Origin of the sequence: Vibrio lentus (genome assembly GCF_002875945.1) — a bacterium.
Taxonomy (GTDB): Bacteria; Pseudomonadota; Gammaproteobacteria; order Enterobacterales; family Vibrionaceae; genus Vibrio; species Vibrio apostichopi.
Map to the genome: position 1 here is coordinate 1 of NZ_MCZK01000002.1, position 20,543 is coordinate 20,543.

The following is a 20,543-nucleotide window of genomic DNA, read 5'->3' on the forward strand; positions in this document are numbered from 1 at the left end:
ACAAGGTGAGCAGCGTGGACGCCAAGAAGCCCTAAAGGAGATGGCGATTAAAATGATGCTAAATGGCATCGAACCACAATCCATTGCCGACGTTACAGGCCTGACTAAAGACGAAATAGCCCAGCTTTCTCATTAGTCCGCAAAATTAAGATATCAGTCTTTTCAGTTTGATGGGAAGGCTGATTCATCCCCCCACTCCTTGTTACTCCTGTCACAACCACTCATCAGCTTAACCATACACAGCAAGAGCTAATAGGTCTATTTAACATATGATACATAACACGCCGTGAAAATAGACATGAAGAAAAAGATTTGAGTGTTCAGAAGGAAGGATTTGGGTGCGCCTTGGCATGAATCACAACACTGAATCAGGAAGAGGCTTACGCCTCTTCCTGCTCAGCTACCTTACCATTTCGTAGACAACAAAGCGTGCTAGGAAATCTGTACTTCCATCTTTATATCGAACCTCGCAGAGCGAGTCTCGAACAATAAAAAGTCCACACAGAACGGTGAAACAAATCACCACCAAGCCCATCAGGGCTATTTTACTCTTGGGCATTTTTTGTTGCCTCCTAGTGATAAAGAGGCTAATATTTGTAGTGTTTGGATACATACATTGCCTCGTAAGTTTTAATTAACTTTCGGGGCTTTTGTCTATCTGCCACAAACAAAAATGTTTAAATGATTGCTCATGGCAAACAGCCAAGAGCACCCGTAAACACTATATCACGACTCAGGTTAAGTTAAGCTATCTTCCTGAATTTTTAAGAATTCATTCCTAAATACCAAAGGCTGAGAAATCCCTGGAATAGGTGCTTGAGCATTACCAGCACCTCCAACAACAATACTTCCAAAATTAAAAATACGACCGATAATTCCCTGCTCTACCTGTACACTCTCCGTTTTTACTAGGCTAAGTTCAATTGTACTACGCCTGATAAGACCAAATTTAGCAATAACCCGCTTATCAGTAATAGCTAACTCTGTTGTGTAATATTTAACTAATCCAGATAGCCAAAAAATCAAGCCAAAACCATAAAATTGAAGTAAGAGTAACCCAATGACAAAGTTAGGTAGTAAGCTCCAAATGCTTACTCTCCCTTCATACTTAATATTTTCATTATTGATTAGGTTTGCTTTTACAAAAGACCCCATAAAAATTCAAATCCTGTTTAATTAAAGTTAATAGTGAGTCATCAATCATACCCCATCGATGGCATAATCACTAAATCCGCATACCCAAAGTTTTTACTGGGAAATACCAAGTAAGCTTTCCAATTCAACCGCTCGGCGCAATCCCGTAGCTGGCGTAGCCAGTCGGAGGGTGAGCAAGCGGAATATCGCTCTAACCTGAACTATGGCACGGTCACTGAAAAACCTAATTTGAGAGCTAAAGAGGGGATCGATCAAGTTAGCCGTGGGGGATGAGACTGACGCGCTTCGCTTGTCGGATTTGGGCGATGGATAACTATTCGCTCGTTCCTCACGAAAGTTACCCACACCCAAATCAGGAATGAATCACTCTAATGTTTATTTATTCTAATGTTATTTAATTCTTTTGTTTTGCTTACCTGAATATCTTTAGGAAGACCTAAAGGTCTACCTTTAGGATTGCCTACACGAATTTCTTTAGGGGGTAGGCCTATTATGGCTTTTTAGGGAGAATTGGGCGTATTTGATGGGGATTTTGATGGGTTAGGTGTTTGGGGATGAGGTTGATTTGTGATAGGTGTCACATTTACTTTTCTTGAGATGTAAAAAAGCCTACCGAGCTAACGGCATTCTAAAAATTTGAGGGGTTATTTGGGAGGTTCGTATTCTTCCCACTCGTAAGTGTCGATATCAGGTTGCTCTGACACTGAGGCTTCGTCTAATTGTTGAGTGATGTAATCAACTCTAGCGGCTGATGCTTGTTGAGTGGCTTCTTTTTTCTTGTTTTTCTTTCTGAGATGTCGATTAAAAAGCGTTTTGGCTTTTTTGTAATATAACCCGAACATCTCAAGAGCAAATTCGTACTTGTTTGCAACTTGTCTTGGGGCGGAGTCAATGGCGGTTTTGGTGAATTGAGCTGTGACTTTAATTCGACCGGTCTTTTTGGCTTTGGCTATCAGCTCTGTAACGTAGTTAACACAACACCCCATTCTCGCAGCGATTTTTTTTCGGCTTGGGAATGCGCATTGTTTTTGAGTATTAAAGAACGTTGAGATACAAACCAACAAGGATTTGATGTCCGCAGAAATGCTTTCATCCCGAGCGATAGCATCCGTCAGTTGATTGTGGTGTTCGAGAAGAGTGAGTTCTTTTTTAGCGGTAGTCATCGTAACCACCTTTCATCTCAAATGAGAAAGTCAAACGGCAAGTTTGAGGTTCATTTGGTGAATAGGCTGGTTCTGATGATTTTATGAGCTGTAGATAAGGAGAGTTTTTCATTTTAAATTCCAGAGAGGTTTGAATGTTTTTAGTTGGTTGCTAAAAACAAAGATGACTCAGAGTACACAAGATGAATGGAAGAGGCAAATAATAATTTTTTATACAAAAAAGCCGCCTACTCTCTGGGTAAGGCGGCTTTTTTGCAAATGCTTAACGTTAAGGTACCACCCCTAACACATTCAATTCAAAAATACACTACATATAACTCTATGTAGTAATGTGCTATGTGGTGCACTCTGTTTGAACAACATAACTATCGCATTTTTAGTTTTATTTATCAAAGATATTTTTGTTTACTTAGCTGGCTAAATACGATGAATGCCAAACAACCCGACCAACTATGGTTAAATTTTCATCAAGCCTAGCATCTTTTGATATGACTTCATCATCAAAGTCCTGATTATAGCTTCGGATGATAATATTATCTGGTGTTTCTATTAATACTTTTACCCTAAGTAAATCTCCTTGTCGTATGACATACATCATCCCATCTCTGAGTTCTTTTTTGTTGATATTGAGAGCAATAATAGACCCATCCTGTAAAACAGGAGTCATAGAGTTTCCTTTTGCCCTGATGCAACAAATATTTTCCTCACCTTCATTTTCTACAATACTTTTAGGTATGGGGTACATCTCAGGAGCTTCGTTATTACAGAGATTCCCATCTCCAGCACTAGCAAAGATCTCATGGTAAAAGTCTACGAAGATAACATGTTCTCTGTGACCCTCCAGATCTCCAGTTAATAACCATTTAGGTTCAACTTCTAATAGTTTGGCTAGATCATTTAGGGTTTCTCCTGCCGGAATACTATCCCCTTTTTCCCATCGAGATACTGCCATTTTTGAGAGAGATACATGCTCTGCTATCTCTAATTGCGTTATTCCTTTTAATTTTCTTTGGATCTTTAACCTATCGCCAAATCTCATTGCGTTCCCGTGAATTAACTTGAGTTATCGACTCTGGCTATTTCACGTTTTATTTGTTGAAACCCCAAATACATCCTTGTTTTTTTTGTTTACTTTGTTGTTTTTTTTTGTTTACTGTTTGTTTGATCAGGTATGCAATTGAGTTTTCTATGACTTCTGAAACTAAAAAATGCACGAATGTGACGGCAACTCTCGACTATGAGACGAACCAGCACCTTACGCGCTCAGCATCGGCTCATGGCCGAAGTAAACGAATTGAAGCGCTGTTTGTGCTGCGAGCGTTTTATCGCTTGCCTGTAAAACAGCAAAAAGAAATTTTGTCACCAGAGTAAGACTCGACAAGATTTGATTTTTTTTGTCCGTTTCCTGTGTGGAATTGGATCTTAAACACCGCTCTTTAACAATGTGTGCCATGAACGACTTAACGCGGGGTTTACTCTGCGTGGTCACTCCGAGCAAACCAGTGACGGAGGACAGAAATTCACTGAAATCAACCTTATTTACCGCTACGGCGACCGGGTGTGCGACCTATAGATAATGGAAGTGCATAGGCTGGTATGGCTGAACTGTGAGAATGACCCGAAATGTAAATAAGCGCCGCCTTGGTCTTGGCGGTTCGGTTAAGACCCTTTGCAAATCACATTCTTTGAGTGTGATTTGCAAAATCAATCAAACTCAAATAAGAGAGAGTGTGGATGAGTAAGAAAAAAGAATCCTCTGAGCGTCTAGCTAGGCAGGCTGAGGCTAGGCGACGTATTGAGTTGCGTGAAGAACTCAAATCCTCCGGACTTGATTGGGAAGATTGGCCGTTGGTGCTCGGGCTGGAGCGTCATGAATAACCCCCAACTCAAGCGATTTCAGCACCTCTCAGCGGTCACGCTGCTTTTCGGTATTCCACTCAAACTCTTCGCGTTAGCTGGGCTCTTTGCGGGCTTTGGCTTCATTGTGTTCATTGATTGGTTTGGCTGGTTATTTGGGTTGCCAATAGGTGCGCTGTGGTGCGCTCTCATTATGATGCCGCTTCGCTGGGCGCATGAAGATGACCCACACGCGTGGGTATTTTGGCTAGCGAGGCGGAAGACAACGGATTTGACGTCGGATGACGTCAATATCAAGCGCCTCTCTATCATCAAAGAGCAGGGCGTTTATTCATATCAACAATGGAAACAACAACGATGACAACTCTTACTCGCCCCTCTTTGGGGCTTTTTTTGTACTGTATGTTGGCCACTCAAGCTCATGCGTCAGTCTCACTCGGCTCTAGTTCGGGCGGATTTGCGAAGATAGCGGCCTTCTTTCAGGAAATTGTGGACTTTCTAGGGGGCACGGGCACCTTGTTTGTCGTGTTCATCTCTGCGGCCGCCGCGATTATGTTGTGGATTATTGCACCACAATCCGGTAGTGCGGTGATGGCGTGGATTTTCAGAGTTTGTGTAGGCGCGATTTCTTTGTTTAGTTTGGCGACCGTCATGACTTGGCTACAGAGTTTTTAATATGAGCGCCCTAAACCAAGCCATTCAAACGTACGCTGCTCTTGATGAAGGGCAGGTATTGACTTATCACGGCTCGGTTTTGGGCGTGATTTCGTTATCCGGCGTTGAGCCCAATTTGTTGTCACCCGAAGAAAAAGCGTGGGTGTCATTACTGCTGCGCCATGTGATACAAAGGCTTCCGTTTGAAGCCACATTAACTCAGCATTACTTTCATTATGACAGCCCAGACATTGAATTTACGCGTCGCGATAACGCGCGAGCGCAACTGGTATCTTCGAGACGCGCGGCATTTTTAAACCATAAGCGTGAGCTCTATCAATCGTCGCTGTTTTGGACGGTTGAAGTGAAAAGTGTGGCCAATTACGCCTCTCTGGGCAGTGAGATGGTGCGTCTTTGTATGACCGCTTTGTTTGATGTCAGCGCAAGGCAGCAATTGAAAATTGCACTGTCCAATCGCGCTTCTGTGTTGTTTGATGAAAGAGAGCTCTTTGAGCAGTGTGAGTTGCTGGATGAGGCGCTCGATAACACGATGCTCGGCCTCTCTTTTCGCTCTCTGTTTAATGAAAAGCTCACGTCCCCTCAAATTTTTGCCCTGCAAAAGGCATTGGTCACGTTACAGCCTCAAGCGCTCTCTGCCCCTTACCTGTCCGCTCCCAATCAAGATTGGGACAGGCTGCTTTCCAGTGGTCACGTCAGTGTTGTGGTGTTGGAGGGGCAGCACTACTTAAAAATTGAGCATGACAGCGTGGTGTATGCTCGCATTGCTGCCGTGAATGGCATTGGTATGAGTTACACCCCAGAGTGCGCATGGGCAAGTGATGCTAACCCCGCACTGGAAAAGGGCAACTATCTTTTCTTTACCCGTTTTCAGTCCTATTCCAAGCAAGGTAAGCGAGGCGTCGTGAAAGACCGCGAAGCGGAATTGCACCGCTCTCAGCTCTCGCTGATGGACTTGGCGAAGGGGGAGGCTGACCAAGGCTCGATTCGTATGAAAATCGAGAGCAACCATGCGTTAAGTGCCGTCATGCGTGATTTGGAGCGAATGAGCGAAGATGAAGACAAGTACGGTGAGTGGCTTTCGTTTGTGGTGGTCTTTGATGAAGATTGGCAGAAAGTAAAAAAATGCACAAAGCGCATGAAGTCAGTGTTGGACAACTCGGATTTTCATCTACTGTGGGAAAAGGCAGGATTGCTGGATGCGTATGAGTTGTTGCTGCTCGGCTCAAACAAGAAAAGCGTCCGGTCGAGCGTGATTAACAGCAGTCAAGCTGGGGCGCTCTCGCTGTTCTTTCGCAGTCATGAAGGGTTTCCCACATGGCTTCGTAATGATAAGCCCGAAGAGGCGTTGTACGTTTTTGAAAGTGATGATGGTGTGCCGTTTCACTACACGCCCTTTGTCGGGGATAAGTGTTTGGTGATTGGTGTCGGTCCGACCCGAAGCGGTAAGACTTTTTTAAAACAATGTGTCTCTAATCACTTCTTAAAGCTCGGTGGCATGTATTGCGCCATGGATATTGATGCGGGGAGCGAGCCATTAGCTCGATTCTTTAAAGACGATGCGGCGTTGTTCTGCTTGAAGGACACGCAGCAATCGAAAGGGTTTAATCCTTTCTTCATGAGTCGCGGTCAAGGGGATGACGGTTTTGTGCGTCATATGTTGGAGTTGGTTCGTCTGATGCTACTGATGAACGACGCGCAAGAGTTGCAAACACTGACCGCAACAGAGCAAGACGAGTTGGAAAGCGCCATTGTTCATGTGATGTCACAAGACGGAAAGCTACGCTCTTTCTCCTCGATGCTCGGCAAGTGCAAACCCTCTCTCAACCAGAAGCTCAAGAACTTCAAGCGTGGCGGTATCTACGGCAATTTGTTTGACAATGAAGTGGACGCCATTGGTGTGTTGAATAAACCGTTTTCGGTTTATAACACGGAAGGGGTGAAAGACACCCCAGCATTAGCGCAGTTGGTGAATACGGAAATATTCTTTCGCAGCGTTCGGTTGTTTGAAGACCCTCAATACCGCACTCGGGCTAAGTTCTTTGAAGTGGATGAAGCACAATACGTTTTATCGCAAAAAGGCGCAGCGGAGTTTGTGATAGCGAAAGCGCGAACATGGTTTAAACACGGCGGTGGCATGGGGTTTTGGACGCAATCGCCTAAGCATTACTCTGACTTGTCGGAGTGGGGCACTTTAATGAGCGCCGCCACGACCTTCATCTTCATGGCGGATGCGGAAATGAAGCGAGAAGACTACCTGCACGCCTTTCCTTTTTTAACTCAAGCTGAGCTAGACGTGATTGGCTCACTTAAACCTAAGCAGCAAGCCTTCATCAAGCAGCCTGATGCGGGCATTGCCAAGGTGATTAATCTTCATGTTGAGCCTGAGCAGTATGTGGTGGCGACGTCACGCCCTCATGAAGCGGCCTTGGCTCAGCGCATTTTCAATGAAGAGCCGGATGTCGATGTCGCTGTCGATAGAATCGTGGCTGAGTTAAATCTTGGATGAGCCTATCGGGACTCGTCGAGAAAAACACATTAACAAAAACAGAAGGACAATAGAGATGAAAAATAGAATTTTGGGGTTAACTCTTGCATTGACCATGACACCGGCGATGGCTGAAGGTGTCCATAATGAGCTTACCATTCCTCAGCCTGTTGCCGATATGAGCTCATATTTGCTTGAAATCAAAGAGGAGAGTCGCGTTGTGTCTACGTTCCACTTTGTTGCTATTGATGGTGAAAAAACCAACATTTCAAGCACAAAAACAATCGAGAGTGAAGGTGGTGTGCTTACGCAATCTGGGATTGAGCTGGAGCTCAGTCCACGGTCAAAAGCGGCAGACTTCATGGCGGTTGATTTTGTCTATAAAAAGGCGCTGGAAGGCATAATGAATTTGCAGGATGAACAGCAGGTTATCTATGCGCTTGATACATCCATCTCCTTGTCTAGGGGGGAGGTGTCTTGCAATAACCTCAGCATGAGTGGGGAGCCGGTCGAGTTGTGCTTAACTCGACATTAATCATTTTGCAGGGTCATTCCATGAAAAAAATACTATTAGCATTGGTGGTCGCTAGCGCCTTATCTACACCAACTCTGGCGCAAGTATCGGACTTGTCGGATTACCATTGGGCTCTGGCGGACTCTAGCTTGCCGCCACCGAATTTCTCGCTTGATGATGTGTCGAAAGAGATGGTTGAAATTACTGTGCAATTTAAGGGGGGGCAGTTTCCTTCTAGTGGTATATTTGATTCCCGCCATCAAGGACAAAGAAGGTCGATGTACCTTATCACCAAAGAACGAGCGTTTGATGGTGGCATGAAGGAGATCCCTAATGGCTGGTCATATGTCCTTGATGAAATCAATGCTGATAAGGTCAAACTCTCCATCACTTTCACTGAGCAGGAAGTCAGTGAAACGTTTTTGTTTGAAGTTGTGCCGAGTGATGACGTCCAGTGTCAATCCTTTCCATTTAATAAAGAGATTGTTCAATCTCCGCGGGTTTGTTTGTCGAAGGCGAGGGGTAGTTGACTCTCAAGATGACTTGCATACCTAGGGCGTTACTGATGGTCTTGGTTGTGCTACCTGTCAAATGAAGCTGAAACGGGGTTCGGTCTATGGTGGTCGTCGTTATGGTGCCTTCGGTTAATAGAGTCCCCTCCATATCGTAGGCCTCCCCATTTTTTTTGATTTCATAATCCAAAAACAAAGTGATAGGTATTATTCGGCAATGGTTTGAGTCTGGACAGTACGTCAAAGAATAGTTCTCTATGGATTGTTGAATGCGAGGTTGCCAGTCATCGTCTTTAAAAGGCGTGTTTGTGATTTTGAAGGGGAGTTTCTGTTGTTTCCATTCGCCTGAACTATTGAGGTGATAGTCCACGGTAAGTTGAATGTCTTCCGTTTTGATGCCCCCATTTGAGCTACACCCTGTTAATGTCAGTAATAGCAAGGTGGCAGAGAGTGCCTTTTTCTTTTTTGATAATTTCATTGTTTTCATCTCTTTACGTTAACCGAGCGTATTCTAGCGCATAAGGTCATCCCATGAAAAAAACACTATTAGCTCTGGTGATAGCCAGTGCCTTATCCACGCCAATGGTGGTGCGAGCCTCTGGTTTTCCTACGTTTGATGCGGCCAATCTTTTGCAGTCCATTACGGAGTACGAGCAACTGATTAGTGAGTATGAACAAATCTTGCAGCAAACCGGCCTCAATACTCAGCAACTGCTGGTTGCGATAGACGAATACCAACAAATGCTGCGTGAGTATAACGTCTTACTGAATCAAGTGACCCAACTTGAAGATAAGATTGACCGCCGTGATTACGAAGCCATCGCGAGGCAGGTGAATCGCGCCTATGAGCAACGCGCGGGCAATGAGCACGTGTACAGTTCGCCTCATATGGACAATCGATATGGGGCATTACCAGACCGTGATACTTCCTATCGACATGTCGAGTCTACGTTAGGGGCGGTGCCTTCGAGTTACCAACGCAGCTATCAACTGGCCGCAGACAGCCACATTCAAGGTGAAGAGGCGCAGCAATTTGCTGCCCGTAATGCTCAAATCAAAACCAATCAAGACGCCTTAGATGCCACGCGCTTGACGCTGGGCAATGAAACTGAGCTTGCTACGCTGCAACTCTTGGTTGAACAGAACCAAGTGTTGATTGACCAGCTTGACTTGCAAAATGACATGACCTTGTCGTCTTACTCGAATTCCAATCAAATGGAACATCGAACTTCAGCCGCCATTTTACGCGCAGAGCAAGCGCAGATTGAGCGCATTGAAGAAACCAAGGCGCAAGGTGTGGTGGAAGACACGAGGCCGATACGATGAGCGCCGATACGGTTTTTCGGCAAAGCTTTTTAGCCGATGTGACGCAATTCATCACCCAAGTGATGAGCGACCCTGTGATTGAGCAAGCTTCTTTTGGCTTGCTCATTTTTTTGTGCGGCCTTTTGTATTTCCAAGAAGTCGCTCGCTTCATGTTGTTTGGCTTTGAGCCTGAAAAGATAGCCCAATCCACGCTCATGGTGCTGATTGTCTTATCGGCTTACCCTTTTTACAGCTCAGCCTTTGATGTGCTTTTTGAAGGCTTTGATGACCTAGGTTTACGTCTCTTGGAGCTAGGAATCGGGTCAAGAGACCCGATGTTTTTGTTTAAGTGGGTGGGTTATGCGTTGGACGGTATTTACAGCGAAGAGATTTCATTTTGGGATATGGCCGTAGGCGATATTTTGATGTACATGTTGTGGATTGGCATCAGCTTTTTATTGGTATTAGCCATGTACTTTATTGGCGCATGGGCGGTCTGGAGTCTACTGCTGGCTAAAATTTTGGGTGTCTTCTTTTTCCCTATGTTGGTTCATCCCGCGACTCGTAGCCTGTTTGATGGTTGGATGCGGTTCACGTTCGGAAGTTTATTGCTACTCGTTGTTGTAAGGGCTGCCGGCGTTTTAGCCGCGATTGCGATTAAAGCGCAGTTTACAGCGTCGGGTGTTTTGCAGTGTCCAAGCGGTTTGGTGGCTCAATGTACAGAGATTGGTGGTCGTGAGGGGCTGATGGGTGCCAACGATTATATGGATTTGTTGATCACCATGATTTTAGCGGTGGCGATTGTGGTATCGAGTATGGGGCTGGTTGCTTCTATTTCGGGCGGAGTGTCCTCTCCGAGCGCTGCGGTTGGTAAAGGTGTAGGAAGTCTGGTTCAAGGCGCAGGGAAAGCCTTGTCAAAAGGCGCTTCCTCCGCAGGGGCTGGGGTAGCCAAAGCCAATGCGGCAGGCGCGGCGCAACTTGCTAAAGTTATCTCAAAAATCAAACCGGTGTAAAGGAGCGGCTTAAATGGAACCTATTCTTATGGAGCCTGTTGCGCCTGAAAAGCGCGAAGATAAACCCTTGTTGCGCGTGGAGCGTAACCGGTGGTTTGTCGCGGTGTTGGCCTTGTGTGGTGTCATGGCACTGCTGCTCTTGCTGTTGTGGTTTGCGTTTGTGAAAGCGCAAAACAACAAAGAGGTGGTATATGTGAAGCTCGAACCCAACGGTGGGTGGTCGATGGTGGATTATCAACCTGACGATGCGCAGCTTTTCTACAAGACGACCATTGATGCGTTATTGCAACGATTTGCTCTGTCCCGTTACGCGGTCACGCCGGAAACCATTGAAACCGATTGGGGCGAAGCCAGCGTGTTCATGTCGCCCGACTTAAACGCGCAGTTTTTGAGCCCTCAAGGGTTCAATGCGCTGGAGAAAATCGAGGCGTTGAGAAAAAACGGCCAACGGGCGGTGATTACCATCGAACGCGGGGTGGAGCATTACGACCAAGTGGCGTGGAAAGAGGGGGAGGCCTCAGCGTCGGTGGTGCGAAGCAATGTTTATTTAACGCGTCAAATTGAAGGCAGCGGGCGACAGCCTCAGCCGGAACATTTGGTGCTGAATCTGCAATGGCGCTTGGCTGATAAATCGGAATTGGCGCAGCGCAGTATGGAGTCGCTGCGTCTAAACCCACTCGGACTGACTGTATTGTCTTACCAATTAACCAAGGAGCGACGTCGTGAATAGAGCGATAGTGGCGTTAGGGTTGATGAGCGTGTCGTTGTCGGCTTGGGCGACGACCTGTCAACCGCTTTACCATCAATCAGGGGAAATCATTCCCATCTCTTCGGCGCGATATTTGGGCGGGCGAGTGCAACTGCCCTCCAACTTAATTGCCAAGCCAACCGTGTCAAACCCACATTTATGGGATGTGGATGGGCTGGAAGGCACCAACCAAATCCTCATTAAACCCAACAGTGACCAACCCGAAGGGAAAAGCACCATGATTTTTGCTTTTACGGAGGACGGTCAGGTGTTTGATATTTTGGCGACCCGAACCAAGGCGAAGAGCAATCAAGCGTGCGTGTTGGTTAATGATGATTCATCTTTAATGTCGAAAGAGCAAAAGGCGAAAATATCGGCGTTCATGACGCAAAAACAAGAAGCGGCCATGCCGGATAGGTCTCGTCAAACCATCGCGCGGTTAAGAAAGGAGTTGGCCGCTACCACGAAAGAAGCCAAGGAAACCCAAGCCAAAGCCGTGGTGGACGCGCTTCGTAAATATCGATACCGCATCTATACCCGTTATGTCTGGGATGACGGCGACCAATTCATTGGTCGAGACGCCATTTCTGACGTGTACGACGATGGGCAATTCACCTATTTACGTTTATCGAATCCTAACCGTGGGGTGTTGAGTGTCGAGACGGAGATTGGCGGCAAAGCCGCTATCGCACCGACAAAATACGATGATGCGTATGGGATTTACAAAATTACGGGCATTTACCCGAGCTTTCGCTTACGCATTGATGACATCACGGTGGAGGTGCAGCGCACCGATAACGTGACGCGCTCCAATATCTAAGAGGGCGCCATGGACAATATAAAAAATTGGGTGCAGACGCATCTGGCGCTGGTCTTTTTTGGGTTTGCGGGGGCACTTTTTTTGGTGGGGCTCGCGGCTTTTTTCAATCGAGATTCACCTAAGGAGGCGTTGCCCACGCCGACCACCGTTGAAACCATGCCCGTATCGGCGGAGCCTACGGACTTTGCCAATATTGTCAAAGAGCGTGACCAAGCCAAAGACTCCGTGGAGGCGTTCAGCAATCGTCGTCCTGAGCCAGCACCTCGTCTTGAGGTGCCTGTGGTGAGCGTCATTGACCAAGAGCGGGAGAAAATCAAACTGGCGGAGTTTCGGCGGGCAAAAATGGCGTCAATGAGCGCGTGGGGACAAGCCCCAAGAGCACCCAGCGCCCCTCAAAACTCGATACGCGTCCCTGCCAATGAAGATACCCCTGACCATTTGCTGTCCAGTGAAGCGCAGCGATTGGACATCAGCCGCAAGCTCAGCAAGCTCAATGAGCTGAAAGCAAAAATCAAAGCAGGAAACTACTCGGTTGGAGAAGAGGTGCCAGAAACTCAAGCGGTGGCGAGATTGGAGTCCAGTTTTTCCAAACCGCCGGAGACCATTGTGGGCTTTACTCAAGAGAACACCTATAACGCCTCAACCGAAGGGTTGGAGAAATTACCGATTGGGACGGTAATACCGGCGGTCACGGTGATGAAAGCCAACAGCGACCGTGCTGGCACGTTTAAGGCGGTGGTGTCGCAGTCGGTGTTTGATGTGACCGAGCAGTACGTGCTTATTCCGAAAGGCTCTGAGGTCATCATCAAAAGCGTCAAGATGAGCACCACCAATGAGGCGATTAACGCGGTGTTGGGGATGAGCGTCCCGTGGATAATTTTGCCGGACGGTAAAAAAATCGACACGTCTAAATCATCAGGCATGGACAGAGAAGGCATGACCGGAATTAGTGACCAAGTTGACCACCACTGGATTGAGCAGTTCATGGGTGTGGCGGCCTATGCGCTGGTTGCGGATAACACCAGTTATGACGGCACCGGCGAATCGGAAGGCTCTTATTCTGGTGAGGTTTCTCAGGGTCTACGCGACCAAGTGGCGCCTCACGCCCAAAAATATCTGCAATTGGTGCCGACGACAACGATTCGCGCTGGGCAAAGCATGAACATCATGATTGAAGACGACATCTACCTTGCGCCTTGGCGTAACCTTTACGAGGACTATCTGTGAAAAAAAGAACATTGAGCGCCTTACTCGCAGGGAGCCTTTTGGCTCCTTGCGCGTTTTCAGCGCCTCTGACCGACGTAGACACGCTGCAAGTGTCCGCTCGAACGCTCTTCCCACCGGAAATGAAAACGGTCGGAGAAGCCGCTAAGTGGCTGTTAGAGCCATTGGGCTACCACATTGTGACCGATTACCCCGCGCCGAAAAGCGCCAAGGCGATTTTGTCACATCCCATTCCGACCGCCGCGCGAATGCACCGAACCATGCCGGTGACGCACGCCTTGCAGTTGCTGATTGGGCAAGACAACACGCTCATCGTAGACCGAGAGCACAAACTCATTACCTTCAGCAAGGGAGTGATGCTATGAGGCGTTATTTACCCGTTTTAGGGATGGCTGTGGTGGTCGGTTTGGCTGGGTGTGCGACTGAGCCCCCTTATCAAGGGCAAGGCGAAGCGTTCAGGCTGGCCAACATTAATTTGATTGAGCGCGACCTTTCTTTGATATCCCCTGTCGATGTGGCCTTGACGCAAGGTCGCACCGCCGCTTCAACTCATCAGGCTGTCACGCCGCTCTCAACGTTTGTTGTGAAGAAGGGCGAAAGCTCAGAGCGAGCGTTGCGTCGCTGGTTTAAAGCGCAGGGCGTGGATGACATTGCTTGGTCAATGAGTCCCGACGTTCAAGAAAAACTCAATGAAAAGCACGACGCGGCGAAATCGTATCAAGGCAGCCTCAAAAAAGCGGTGGATGAGTTCGCCGAGGCGCTTGGGGTGTCCTTGCATTACATTGAAGCCGATTACCACGGCAAGCGTGTGGTGGGGGTGTTTGATTTTGATGGGCAAGCCCGTTTGACTCGCGTGTCTGGCGCTTCCCTGAAACAAGTGATGGGTCATGTGGTGACAAACTATGGCTTTGTGTGGAAGTCAGGGGAGGGCAATGACCGCAGTTGGGTATCGCCGAAAGATTATCAATTCAGTGCGGATTACTACCTGTTGACCCCGAAAGACGACATCGAAGGGGCGCTGACTTCGGTGCTGGACGGGTATCCGGTTAATGCACGTATTGTGGATTCCACCAATCAAGTCTTCATTGAAGGGGAATATTGATGCGAAAGATGAAAACCGCGCTGTGCAGCGCACTATTGGCACTGTTGGTTGGGTGTACCTCTCAAGCGTACGATGACAATGAGCGCTATAACGCGCAAGTTCAACAAGATATCGCTGAAAAAACCACGCACGTGACGCGAGACAAAGTGGTGCGCTCGCAAAAGCCGCCACAATTTTTTGCGCCCATTGAAGATGAAGTGCAGTACCCATGGCTTGATGAGGTGGTGACAGCCTCTGCCAGTGAGCTGCCTTTGTCGGTGGTGTTGGAAGAAATCATGGCGGGCGTTGATGTGCCGCTCTATTTTTCGGAAGGCACTAACCCGAATGCGATTGTGTCACTGAACTTTTCCAACACTCGTGAGCATGTACTCAATGCGCTGTCTCGGGATGTGGGCTATGGCATCGCAATGCGAGATGGGCGTCTTGAGGTGTCCAGCACGGTGACTCAGACGTTCTTCTTGAATATCCCAAGTGGCACGATGAACGGTCAGCTTGGCTCTCAAGGGGGCGGTGGTGAAGAGGATGAGGTCAGCATTGAAGGGCAATATTTGAACGCGGTGTACAATGACGTCAAAGTCGCGGATGAAATCCGCGATGCCATCATCAACATTCTCGGGAAGGATGAAGGTGAGCGAGTGGGCTCGGTGACGGCCTCCATCAACATGAGTACAGTGACGGTCACGACCAGCCCCGACCGCATGGTGCAAGTCGAGCGTTTGATTGAGCATTACCGTGAAGAGCTGTCCAAGCAAGTGTTGCTCGATGTGCGCGTGATTGAGTTTCGCTCCAACCTCGGTACGGAGCGGGGCGTCGATTGGAATCTGGCGTATGAATCGGGCGATGGTGTGTTGCAGTTTTTCATACCCGGCACCAATACCGTCTCTCAAGAAGCCGGTTACGGCTTTGCCTTCCAAGGTACTGGTAAATGGTCGGGCACCGAAGCGCTGATTAAAGTGCTGGAAAAGCAGGGCAGCGTATCAACCGAAACGCCCATTACCGCGATTTTGCTCAACAACCAACCTGCCCATATCTCGCAACAAAGCCTTGTGCCGTACGTGTATGAGACCAGCTCTGACAGTAGTGAGGGGGTCGTTAGCACCAGTGTGACCCGTCGTGAAGAGGTCGAAGGCGTGGATTTCATGGCGGTGGCGAATGTTCAAGCTGACCATGTGTATCTGCGCATGAGCGGCCAGCTTCAAAAGATTGCGTCGCAAGAGACCAAAACCGTGGCGAATGTGGAGCTCGGCTTTTTAACCAAGTCAAAAGCCGAAATCACCGTGCCGAACAAGCTTCGCTACGGGCAAACCTATGTCGTCGCCTCAGTCAAACAAACCTCTCGAACCAATGAGAAAACGAAAAGTTTTTGGACGACCTTCTTTGGTGGGACGGGAAGCAACAACACCACAGTGGAAACGCTGGTGCTGTTAACCCCAAGGCAGGTGCAATAAGGAGCGCGTATGCAAATCGCGAAGCGGTATGATTGCCGAACGCAAAAACAGTTAAAGGCTCACCAAAAGGCGCATTTTGCGCCTTTTGAACGTCTGGGCGGGAGCGAGTTGGGTGTGGTGCGATATTACTCGGACGCGCCGGCGTTTGCGCTGGGTGAAGCGGTGTTATCGGCGCTGAGTGTGGAGGGGGAAGCCTTACCGCGACTCTTGGTGCTTGTGCCTCATGAGCACAACGAACACCAATGGAGTGGTATTGAGTTGCGGGATGGTCTTGTCCACAAAGAGGTGGTCGGGACGCTTGCCGATTTTGCGCAAGACTTGGCGTACGAGTGCCACCATGCTGAGAAAGTCTTGGTGATGGGCGAGTCGGCGCCTGAAGTGCCGTTTTTCAAAAGCAAACAGGTGGCACTGCCGATGCTGACCAGCGAGCAGCAAGCCGCCTTTTCACTACCGCCGGTTAAACGCCCGCCTTACAAAGCCATATTGAGTGTGCTGGGTCTGATGGCGGTGTTGGGCGCGGTGGGGACTTACGCCCTGAAAGACACATCACAGTCCCTCGTTCAGCAAGTGGTTGAGGTCAAGAAAGCTGAAACGCTGTCCCCTCAAGCGCAATTTGAAGCGAATTTCCCCAATCAATATCGGGTATCGGATGCGATTGAGCAGATGATAGTGGGCATGGTGAACACGCAAATGATGCCAGAGCCCATTAAGGCTAATGAGGCTTCTTGGGCGGATGGTCTTGTGACGATATCACTGACGGGCAAAGTCACCCCGAAGATAGCGCGCTATTGGCGTGAGTTAAACCCGAACAAGTCCCCTTATTGGCATCATGGCAAGGTCGAGCTGGATGAAGATGGACACCCTAAAATTGGGGAGGACGGGAAGCCCAAGGTTGCCGCTGACACGATAGAGCGTCCGACGCGTTATGCGGGTGAGTTCGAGCTCTATGACTTAACGACGTTTTCAGAAGACTTGTTGTTTTATCTGATGTTGTTGGATGTACCTGATCCCGATGTGATGGTCTCGAAAATAGGCGAGCTTACGTTCATGAAGCTTCATTTTACCATGTCCGGAGAGGCTGGGAAATTGTTGCTTTTAGGGGATATTTTAAATCAGCCTTTCATCACTTTAAATTCGTTGAATATGGATTGGGAGAGTGATGCAGATATGGCTGCAACCATTGAACTAACTATGGTGGGACTAATCAATGAGTGACGATAAGACGCTCGATACGTCGAGTGAAAAAGCGCCCGAATCGGGCGTTGAACCAAAGAAAAAAAACAAGAACAAGCTGACGCCCTTAACGGGCGGGCTGTTGATAGCGGGGACGATAGCGGTGGGGTATAGCGTCTACGCATCCAATAAACCCACAGCCCCTCAAGTCAATCAAGTTGAGAGCGTGATGTTCGATGTGCCAGTGGAAGCCACCGCGTCAAAGCCTGATGCGGTGGTTGAGCCCATTCCTGAATCACCACCGTCATCCCTTGATGAGTTGCAAGCCATTGACTTTTCACCAACGGCGGGCGTCAGCCGCCCGTCTCTGCCGTCGGTCGATAAGGATTCCAAGCGAGCTTTGGATGGGCTGAAAGTGCGCTATTTCAGTCAGCAAAACACCAAGGTGCAAGAGGCCAAGTTAGGCGAAGTGGTGGCAACGAAGGCGTATCAAGCCGAAGTGATCCCCGCGCCGGTCGCTAAGCCCACACCGAAAAAGGTCAGTGTTGAGGCGGTTTCACAGTCTCAATACCAACAGATGCAGCTCAAGAGCGTTATTTTAACGCCCAGCACCGCCAGAGCGTGGGTGGAATATCAAGGTCGCCTAATCCCTGTTGAGCAGGGGGCGTGGATTGATGAGCTCAAAATTCACCGCATCGATAAAGGGTCGGTATTGATGATGAGTAAAACGGGAGAAGAGTTCACGCTGTATGTGCCTAAATCACTGCCGCCTGTAGTGCCCTCTGAAGAGGAGGTATTGAATGCCTCACGCTCATGATGTGGTGATATCGGACGGCTTAAAGTCCATCTACTACCAATACGGCGACGCTGTGTTGCTCTCTGATGGGGTGATTTTGACGTCGAACTTTGACAGTGAAGCGATTGAAGCGATTCAATCTTTACTTAAAAAAGATGAGAGCCAATTTGCACCAGTAAACACGATACGCCACTGTGAACTCCCGCAACTGAAACATCTACTCAAAGGCATCACAGAGCACTCATCGTCAGAGAAGAGTGAGTTGATGCAAACCGAAACGGCGACCCGCGCCCGTCAAATCTTCGAGCTCTCAACCGAACAGGGGGCGTCTGACATTCATATTGAGCTGTTTGAGGCGCAAACTCGGTTTGAAGCGCGAGTCGATGGGCGAATGACGCCGCTTCTTGCGCCTATTGATGAGCGTGAATACGGTGAGTTGTTGATTGGTTACTTGTTCAATGAACTCGCCGAAGATAAAGACGGGGATTTCTACCTCAATCGCCCAAACAACGGGCGCGTGAGTCTCCCGCTCGACACCCCAGAAGGGCGTCGGGTGACGCACTGGCGCTTGAGTTACATTCCCGCTAAAGGCAAAGGTGGGCAATGTACGCTGCGCTGGACGAACAAGCAGACTCACATCCCTGAGCTGGATTCGCTCGGCTGGAGTCAAGGTCAGACGCGCATCATGCGCGATTTTATGGCCTCCCCATCGGGGATTTGCTTGATTGCGGGTCAAACCTCATCGGGAAAATCGACGGTCATTGCCAGTGCGCTCAATGAAATGAAGCGGCAAGGCCGCTCCATTAACACGCTGGAAGACCCTGTTGAGTTTGATTTGGGCGTGATTCAAACCTCGGTGCCCAAAGAGATGGGCTCGGACGGCTTTTTCGAGTACAGCAAGCTGTTACTGCGTCACGACATTGATATCGAGATGCACGGTGAGGTGCGTGACAAGAACGGCGCGATGAGCGTGTGCCGAAAAGGAGAGACAGGGCAAATCATGTTCTCCACCTTGCACACGTCCAGCGCGTTAGGTATCGCCCACACGCTCAACGAGCAAATGGGCGTGCCGACCGCGTTAATTGCCGCGCCGAACTTAATGAAGCTGTGGATTTATCAAACCCTCGTGCGCACCTTGTGTCTGCATTGCAGCCAACCTTTTAAAAAAGCGAAGCTCACCAAGTTTCAGCGTCAGCAGTACAAAGCGTGGCGACAAGGCTTTGAAGATGGTGTGGATTTCTCCAAAGTGACATTCAAACACCCAGAAGGTTGTGAGCACTGCCATCAAGGCGAGAAAGGGCGTACGGCGCTCATCGAGATGATTGTGCTCGATGACGAAGACCGCGCCTTCATTCTTGAGCGTAACTATCTTGGCTGGCGTGAAGCGCTAGAGCGAAAGGGCTTTCAAAGCGTGGTTGACCATGCCAATCACAAGATAGCGCAAGGGAGCGTGGATTTGTTCACAGCTGCCGCGTCCGTCAATGACATGTTACCGAAAGACACGCACACCGTTTATCACTCAATTTGGGAGCACCCACAGCATGAAGCGACTGCCGAATAAGCAGCAAATCCGGTTACTGGAAAGCATCGAGCGACTCAGTGAAGCCGGTATCCACCAAAAAGGCATTGTGATGCAGCTTGAAAAGTACGGCGGAAAAGCCTTTTCCCCCGTCGCTTTGCACTGTCAGCAAACCTTAGCGCAGGGCAAAAGTCTCACCGATGGGCTCGCCCCATTTGTCAGCGAGGGGGCGCTCTTAGCGCTTCGAGCAGCAGACAACAGTGGGCATTTCTCGAAAGGCATCAAAGAGGCCATCAAGGTGGTCAGTCTTGGAGAGGCCAGTGCCTCTCTCATGATTAAAGCGTTTGCCAAGCCCGCCCTCGGCATGGTGGGGATGTTGACTGCCAGCGCGTTTATTAGTCATTTCATGTTTGAGTTATTAGCGGTGCAATACCCAAGAGCCCGGTGGGGCATCGTGAGCGCTCTTGCCGATGGGTTCGGTCAGTTTTGGTGGTCAAGCGGCCCCTTGCTATTGCTGGTCGCGACGCTCGTCTTGATAGGGGTAGGCGTCTCGCTGCGCCGTTGGACGGGCGCGGCTCGCGCTCGTGTTGATGGATTGCCGGTCTACAAACAATACCGTCAAATCCAAAGTACCAACTTGCTCACCTCGATTGCTAACCAACTCAGTGCTGGGGTCGGTATTCGTGAAGCGCTGGATGTGGCTCAGTCTTCGGCATCCCCTTACTTGCAGTCGCACATCTATGTGATGCGCGAGCGTATTCGTCAAGGTAAGACGAACGTTGGCTTGGTGTTCGATACCGGCCTCTTACTTGGTGAAGAGTTGGATTCACTCAAGCTCCTTGGAGAGTCAACGGACGCGGCCATCACATTAGGTAAATCCGCCATGATGCACGAGCGCTCGTTAACCCAAGAGATGGTCATGATAAACAGCGTTGCCATGGTCACGTTTAAGTTGATGCTGGCCAGTGTGATGACCCTGATGTTAACCGGTGGCCTCTTCCTGATTTTTGGTATGGCGACCTCTTCATTTTAAT

At 48.7% G+C, this 20,543-nt stretch carries 24 protein-coding genes; 19 read left to right on the forward strand and 5 right to left on the reverse strand.

Going from position 1 to position 20,543, the window contains the following annotated elements:
• Positions 1 to 400: 400 nt before the first annotated feature.
• From BCT49_RS00030 to BCT49_RS00045, 4 genes are all read right to left on the reverse strand, one after another.
• Positions 401 to 559 carry a Hok/Gef family protein gene (locus BCT49_RS00030; RefSeq protein ID WP_076653013.1) on the reverse strand — a complete coding sequence of 53 codons (159 nt, stop codon included), beginning with the start codon at positions 557 to 559 and terminating at the stop codon, positions 401 to 403.
• Between the two features lie 179 nt (positions 560 to 738).
• Positions 739 to 1,155 carry a PH domain-containing protein gene (locus tag BCT49_RS00035; protein ID WP_102433649.1) on the reverse strand — a complete coding sequence of 139 codons (417 nt, stop codon included), beginning with the start codon at positions 1,153 to 1,155 and terminating at the stop codon, positions 739 to 741.
• Positions 1,156 to 1,799: 644 nt separating this feature from the next.
• Complete coding sequence (locus BCT49_RS00040; protein WP_102433650.1) at positions 1,800 to 2,318, reverse strand: hypothetical protein; 519 nt, start codon at positions 2,316 to 2,318, stop codon at positions 1,800 to 1,802.
• A 409-nt stretch (positions 2,319 to 2,727) separates the two neighbouring features.
• The gene (locus tag BCT49_RS00045; RefSeq protein WP_102433651.1) at positions 2,728 to 3,357 is read right to left on the reverse strand and encodes an XRE family transcriptional regulator; all 630 of its coding nucleotides are present in this window, start codon (positions 3,355 to 3,357) and stop codon (positions 2,728 to 2,730) included.
• Between the two features lie 149 nt (positions 3,358 to 3,506).
• On the opposite strand from BCT49_RS00045, the gene BCT49_RS00050 reads away from it, so the two are divergent.
• The 7 genes from BCT49_RS00050 to BCT49_RS00075 all read left to right on the forward strand — a co-directional run bounded on the left by BCT49_RS00050 (position 3,507) and on the right by BCT49_RS00075 (position 8,379).
• Positions 3,507 to 3,689, forward strand: coding sequence for a TraY domain-containing protein (locus BCT49_RS00050; protein WP_102433652.1), 183 nt, complete (start codon positions 3,507 to 3,509; stop codon positions 3,687 to 3,689).
• A gap of 363 nt (positions 3,690 to 4,052) precedes the next feature.
• Positions 4,053 to 4,196, forward strand: a complete 144-nt coding sequence (locus tag BCT49_RS25740) for a hypothetical protein (protein ID WP_198595795.1) — start codon at positions 4,053 to 4,055, stop codon at positions 4,194 to 4,196.
• Positions 4,189 to 4,536, forward strand: a complete 348-nt coding sequence (locus BCT49_RS00055; RefSeq protein WP_102433653.1) for a hypothetical protein — start codon at positions 4,189 to 4,191, stop codon at positions 4,534 to 4,536. Before BCT49_RS25740 ends, BCT49_RS00055 begins: the two co-directional genes overlap by 8 nt.
• Positions 4,537 to 4,664: 128 nt before the next feature.
• A complete protein-coding gene (locus BCT49_RS00060; protein ID WP_241907995.1) occupies positions 4,665 to 4,850 on the forward strand; it encodes a hypothetical protein in 186 nt (61 codons plus the stop codon).
• A 1-nt stretch (position 4,851) separates the two neighbouring features.
• Positions 4,852 to 7,356, forward strand: coding sequence for a VirB4 family type IV secretion system protein (locus tag BCT49_RS00065; RefSeq protein WP_102433654.1), 2,505 nt, complete (start codon positions 4,852 to 4,854; stop codon positions 7,354 to 7,356).
• 55 nt (positions 7,357 to 7,411) lie between these two features.
• Complete coding sequence (locus BCT49_RS00070) at positions 7,412 to 7,870, forward strand: hypothetical protein (RefSeq protein WP_102433655.1); 459 nt, start codon at positions 7,412 to 7,414, stop codon at positions 7,868 to 7,870.
• Positions 7,871 to 7,890: 20 nt separating this feature from the next.
• Entirely contained in the window at positions 7,891 to 8,379 is a 489-nt protein-coding gene (locus tag BCT49_RS00075) for a hypothetical protein (protein WP_102433656.1), read from the forward strand.
• On the opposite strand, the gene BCT49_RS25585 is transcribed toward BCT49_RS00075, so the two are convergent.
• Positions 8,321 to 8,839, reverse strand: a complete 519-nt coding sequence (locus BCT49_RS25585) for a hypothetical protein (protein ID WP_133151620.1) — start codon at positions 8,837 to 8,839, stop codon at positions 8,321 to 8,323. The two genes, BCT49_RS00075 and BCT49_RS25585, sit on opposite strands and share 59 nt — an antisense overlap.
• Positions 8,840 to 8,892: 53 nt before the next feature.
• Here BCT49_RS25585 and BCT49_RS00080 point away from each other — a divergent pair, with 53 nt between their 5' ends.
• Genes BCT49_RS00080 through BCT49_RS00135 form a run of 12 tightly spaced genes read left to right on the forward strand, consistent with a single transcriptional unit; the run spans position 8,893 to position 20,542 of the window.
• Positions 8,893 to 9,687, forward strand: coding sequence for a hypothetical protein (locus tag BCT49_RS00080; protein WP_102433657.1), 795 nt, complete (start codon positions 8,893 to 8,895; stop codon positions 9,685 to 9,687).
• The gene (locus tag BCT49_RS00085) at positions 9,684 to 10,679 is read left to right on the forward strand and encodes a type IV secretion system protein (RefSeq protein WP_102433658.1); all 996 of its coding nucleotides are present in this window, start codon (positions 9,684 to 9,686) and stop codon (positions 10,677 to 10,679) included. The genes BCT49_RS00080 and BCT49_RS00085 overlap by 4 nt, the downstream gene beginning before the upstream one ends.
• Before the next feature lie 13 nt (positions 10,680 to 10,692).
• Entirely contained in the window at positions 10,693 to 11,409 is a 717-nt protein-coding gene (locus BCT49_RS00090; RefSeq protein ID WP_102433659.1) for a VirB8/TrbF family protein, read from the forward strand.
• Entirely contained in the window at positions 11,402 to 12,247 is an 846-nt protein-coding gene (locus tag BCT49_RS00095) for a hypothetical protein (protein ID WP_241907996.1), read from the forward strand. Before BCT49_RS00090 ends, BCT49_RS00095 begins: the two co-directional genes overlap by 8 nt.
• A gap of 9 nt (positions 12,248 to 12,256) precedes the next feature.
• Positions 12,257 to 13,474 (forward strand): TrbI/VirB10 family protein, encoded by a 1,218-nt coding sequence (locus BCT49_RS00100; protein ID WP_102433660.1) that lies wholly within the window; start codon positions 12,257 to 12,259, stop codon positions 13,472 to 13,474.
• The gene (locus BCT49_RS00105) at positions 13,471 to 13,836 is read left to right on the forward strand and encodes a hypothetical protein (protein WP_102433661.1); all 366 of its coding nucleotides are present in this window, start codon (positions 13,471 to 13,473) and stop codon (positions 13,834 to 13,836) included. Before BCT49_RS00100 ends, BCT49_RS00105 begins: the two co-directional genes overlap by 4 nt.
• On the forward strand, positions 13,833 to 14,573 hold the full coding sequence (locus BCT49_RS00110; protein ID WP_133151621.1) for a hypothetical protein: 741 nt from the start codon (positions 13,833 to 13,835) through the stop codon (positions 14,571 to 14,573). Before BCT49_RS00105 ends, BCT49_RS00110 begins: the two co-directional genes overlap by 4 nt.
• Positions 14,573 to 16,021 (forward strand): type II secretion system protein GspD, encoded by a 1,449-nt coding sequence (locus tag BCT49_RS00115; RefSeq protein ID WP_339375358.1) that lies wholly within the window; start codon positions 14,573 to 14,575, stop codon positions 16,019 to 16,021. The genes BCT49_RS00110 and BCT49_RS00115 overlap by 1 nt, the downstream gene beginning before the upstream one ends.
• A gap of 9 nt (positions 16,022 to 16,030) precedes the next feature.
• Positions 16,031 to 17,236, forward strand: coding sequence for a hypothetical protein (locus BCT49_RS00120; protein ID WP_102433663.1), 1,206 nt, complete (start codon positions 16,031 to 16,033; stop codon positions 17,234 to 17,236).
• Positions 17,229 to 18,011: a hypothetical protein gene (locus BCT49_RS00125; RefSeq protein WP_102433664.1), complete on the forward strand. Its 783-nt coding sequence runs from the start codon at positions 17,229 to 17,231 to the stop codon at positions 18,009 to 18,011. Before BCT49_RS00120 ends, BCT49_RS00125 begins: the two co-directional genes overlap by 8 nt.
• Positions 17,995 to 19,551 (forward strand): GspE/PulE family protein, encoded by a 1,557-nt coding sequence (locus BCT49_RS00130; RefSeq protein WP_102433665.1) that lies wholly within the window; start codon positions 17,995 to 17,997, stop codon positions 19,549 to 19,551. Before BCT49_RS00125 ends, BCT49_RS00130 begins: the two co-directional genes overlap by 17 nt.
• Positions 19,532 to 20,542, forward strand: coding sequence for a hypothetical protein (locus tag BCT49_RS00135; RefSeq protein ID WP_102433666.1), 1,011 nt, complete (start codon positions 19,532 to 19,534; stop codon positions 20,540 to 20,542). The genes BCT49_RS00130 and BCT49_RS00135 overlap by 20 nt, the downstream gene beginning before the upstream one ends.
• Position 20,543: the final 1 nt, after the last annotated feature.